A 3,561-nucleotide genomic window follows, 5' to 3' on the forward strand; every position below is an offset into this window, starting at 1 on the left:
AATACTTTTTTTGGTGTATAACTGAAAATATTTTTCATAAAAAAAACCGGCATACTATAGCCGGCTTACTTTTTATAAAGATAATTAAAGATTTTTTATTAGATCTTTCATATTTTTCTTTGTGACAATCTTTGGTTCACAAAGATATGACGGTACAACGTATACTCCATTATCATATGTTGTTGTATCGTTAATTTGTGGTTCTTTACCTTCTGCAATAGCCTCAACCATCTCAACAACCACACTAGACAGATCGTCTGGATTTTTTAAGATTGTCATTCCCAAAGCACCAGACTTTACATGCTCTAAGCCTTCAGTGGATGCATCCTGTCCCGTGATAACAGGCATATTGCTATCTGTAAAACCTTCTCTTTTAAGAGCGGATACAATACCTAAAGCAATACAGTCAGCAGGGGCTAAAACAGCATCAAGTCTTTCACCACTTGGTCTGTAATTGTATTGTTCAATCAGTGATGACATACGCTTGGCAGCTTCCTGTGTACTCCATGCTGGAGTCTGGATCACTTTAGGATCAATTTGTTTTGATCTGATAACAAATTTTCCGCTGTCCAGATGAGGCTGAAGATACTTCATTGCTCCGTTAAAAAAGTATCTAGCATTGTTATCATCGATACTGCCATAGAAAAGCTCAATATACTTAACATCATCTGATGCATAAGGTTTTAATCTTCCGATAAGGAATCTTCCTTGCAGCTCACCTACTTTTGCATTATCAAAAGTTGCATAGTAACTTACAGCATCAGTACCTGTAATCAGTCTGTCATAACTGATAACCTTAATATTCTTTTGCTTGGCTTCTTTTAACACCTCAGTAAGAGCAGCTCCGTCAATACTGCCGATTACAAGTACATTGCAGCCTTCGTTAATAACTCTTGAAATCTGACGCTGCTGCAATGCTACATCAGCATCTCCGGCAAAAAACAGTTCTGTTTGAAAGCCTGCACTTTTCATTTTCTGTTCAAGAACGAAACCATCGCTATACCACCTAGTCTCGTTCTGTGTCGGCATCAGAAGACCTACCTTATAGGCATATGATGTATTAAATGAAACAGAAAAAAGAAAAAATGCTAGTAAAAGGAATATCTTTTTCATAAGTGTTTTAAGTGTTCCAGGTGAATTTATAATCAAGCAATAAAATTAAGATGACATCTATCTGTTTTTATCAGATAACTTATCTAATGTCTTCTGTCTTAACTGCTCTCTTTTGGTTAGTATAGTTTTAAGTTGCCCATTTTCAAGCTTCTTTTGCTCCTTTATAGAGCTATATACTGTACCAATGACAAAAAGTAGAGGTATGAGCAGTATTAAAACCAGTGAAAATGACATGCTAATCCTTAAGTAAAGCCTTTAACTGTTCATAATCTCTAAATGCACCTCTTAACTCTTTACCATCAATAATCAGATAAGGAGTACCTGAGATCTTAAGATTTGTACTTTGAGCTATTGATTTTGTAATTCTCTCATGTGGTCTTTTTGACTTAAGTTCAGTTACTACCTTATTAAAATCAACATTGTACTCTTTGCAAAGTTTTTTTAAGGTATCTGTATCAGCACTTCTATATCCTGGGGTCATAAAGTACTTGTGGAATTTGAAATAAGCTTTTTTATCGATATTGTATACAGCCTGAGAAAAAACAGCAGACTGACTTGATTCTTCCTTGATGATAGGAACATTTACATAGATAATCTGCAGATCGAATTCTTTTAATGCTCTTTCAAGCATTGGCTCAAGAACTTTACAGTAACCACAGTTAAAATCAAAAAACTCAACAATATAGTGTTTTGCTCTGCTTGTATTTATCTGAGGAAGTGTGCTGTCATTTCTTAGTTCAATACCAGCATTTTTTACATTATTTGCCTGAACTGCCTGCTCATCATGTTCAAGCTTTTGCATAGCTCTTATGATGATTTCAGGATGTGTAGAAACATACTCATCGATAATACTTTCAATCTTTGCCTTTGTCTTTGCATCAATATCATCAATTTGAGAATAACAAAGAGGACTTAGACAAAGTAATGAAGCTATTAATGATCCTTTAAATAAGTTCATTTATCTTTTTAACCTTTTTGATAGTTCTAAAAACACTAATGCCAGAATAGCACAGAATAAAAGATTAAATGCTAGAGGAATCATTGAATTTTCACCAAAAATTCCTACAAAAGGTGAAATTAGTGATCCTATAACAAAGTACATAACACCAAAAATTCCTGATGCAGCTCCTGCTCCACCTTTTTTAAACTCCATTGCAATACTAAATCCACATGACATTGAAAATCCCATCATGGAACAGTAAACGCAGAACACAAGAAGTATTGGAATAAAAGACTGAGGTGGACTAAGGGCAATAATCATTGCAATAAGTCCTGATACAATCATAAGAATGATTGCACATCTTGAGGTATTGATATTAGAAAAGCGTTTTGCAAATGTTCCTGAAAAAGGAGCTATTGCAGATACACATAAAGACACAAGAGCAAATGTAAGTGAATACTCAAATGGTGTAAATCCGTAAATACTCTGAAAGACGAATGGAGATGCAGCAAGATATGAAAAAAAACCTCCCATAATCATTGCAAAAGCAATACATACAAGCATAAATCTTACATTAAAAAGATCTGCTTTCATAAGCACTATCGAATCCTTTATGCTCTTTGCTCTTTTGTTCTTATCTAAAGATTCATCGACAAATAAAACAGTCTGCAATATGAGAAGTACGCCCCATCCTGTGAGCACATAAAAAAGAGCCTGCCAGGGGCCAAATGAAATAATGAATGAGCCAATTATAGGTGCAAGAATAGGAGCAATAGAATTTATTGCCATTAAAAATGACATGAAGGATGTAAGCTTATATCCTCTAAATTTGTCACAAGCAATCGATCTTGTAAGTACTATTCCTCCAGCAGCTGACATTCCCTGTACAAGTCTGAACAAGATAAAACTCTCTGCACTTTTTGCTATTGAACATAAAAAAGATGATATGACAAAAAACAAAAGAGTTACGACAAGAGGTTTTACTCGACCATAGACATCAGAGATTGGTCCAATAAGAAACTGACCTAGTGCAAGTCCAAAAAATGAGGCTGTAAGTGATAACTGTACAAGAGATGCGGATGTATCAAAATAATCTTTTATAGTTGGCAATGCTGGAAGATATAAGTCTGTACACATAGGTGCAAAGGCGCATAACAGACCTAAAGTTACAACATATGCGGCGTATAAAAATTTCTCTTTAAACATATTTTTTTGAAAAGAAAACAGTTAAAAAGTGCGTTAATCTTACCAGAAGGTAAAAAATGGCAGCAAAGCTGCCATTTTTTGAAGATTATTTCTTGTTATTAAGACCTAATTTTTCGTATACCTCATCCTCATTTATAAGAACAAGATGTCTTTCATAATCTGGCAGTGCCTTAAACTCTTTTGCAACCATAAGGTTTCTTAATGCATAGAATCCTAAAGCTTTCTTTACCTCATATTCAAGTATGCCATCCTTCTCAATGCCGTAGTCCATTTCAATACCACGTCTAGAGCCTTCATCAAGG

Annotated in this window: 5 protein-coding genes; all 5 read right to left on the bottom strand. The window is 34.6% G+C overall.

Features of this window, described 5'->3' with window-relative positions; genetic code table 11:
- Positions 1-84: 84 nt before the first annotated feature.
- Entirely contained in the window at positions 85-1,113 is a 1,029-nt protein-coding gene (locus tag ACJML3_RS03555) for a sugar-binding protein (RefSeq protein WP_406020679.1), read from the bottom strand.
- Positions 1,114-1,170: 57 nt separating this feature from the next.
- Positions 1,171-1,347, bottom strand: a complete 177-nt coding sequence (locus ACJML3_RS03560) for a hypothetical protein (protein WP_406020681.1) — start codon at positions 1,345-1,347, stop codon at positions 1,171-1,173.
- Position 1,348: 1 nt separating this feature from the next.
- Entirely contained in the window at positions 1,349-2,071 is a 723-nt protein-coding gene (locus ACJML3_RS03565) for a DsbA family protein (RefSeq protein ID WP_406020683.1), read from the bottom strand.
- Positions 2,072-3,259 carry a multidrug effflux MFS transporter gene (locus ACJML3_RS03570; RefSeq protein ID WP_406020685.1) on the bottom strand — a complete coding sequence of 396 codons (1,188 nt, stop codon included), beginning with the start codon at positions 3,257-3,259 and terminating at the stop codon, positions 2,072-2,074. It lies immediately after the preceding gene.
- Positions 3,260-3,344: 85 nt separating this feature from the next.
- Positions 3,345-3,561, bottom strand: a 217-nt coding sequence (locus ACJML3_RS03575) for a hypothetical protein (protein WP_406020686.1), incomplete at its 5' end; no start/stop codon positions are given.

This window comes from Succinivibrio sp., from assembly GCF_045124615.1.
GTDB classification, from domain to species: Bacteria; Pseudomonadota; Gammaproteobacteria; order Enterobacterales; family Succinivibrionaceae; genus Succinivibrio; species Succinivibrio faecicola.

Bases quoted from the DNA above. Each gene is read 5' to 3' on its own strand.
- ACJML3_RS03555 (WP_406020679.1), bottom strand. From the start codon at position 1,113: ATGAAAAAGATATTCCTTTTACTAGCATTTTTTCTTTTTTCTGTTTCA.
- ACJML3_RS03560 (WP_406020681.1), bottom strand. From the start codon at position 1,347: ATGTCATTTTCACTGGTTTTAATACTGCTCATACCTCTACTTTTTGTC.
- ACJML3_RS03565 (WP_406020683.1), bottom strand. From the start codon at position 2,071: ATGAACTTATTTAAAGGATCATTAATAGCTTCATTACTTTGTCTAAGT.
- ACJML3_RS03570 (WP_406020685.1), bottom strand. From the start codon at position 3,259: ATGTTTAAAGAGAAATTTTTATACGCCGCATATGTTGTAACTTTAGGT.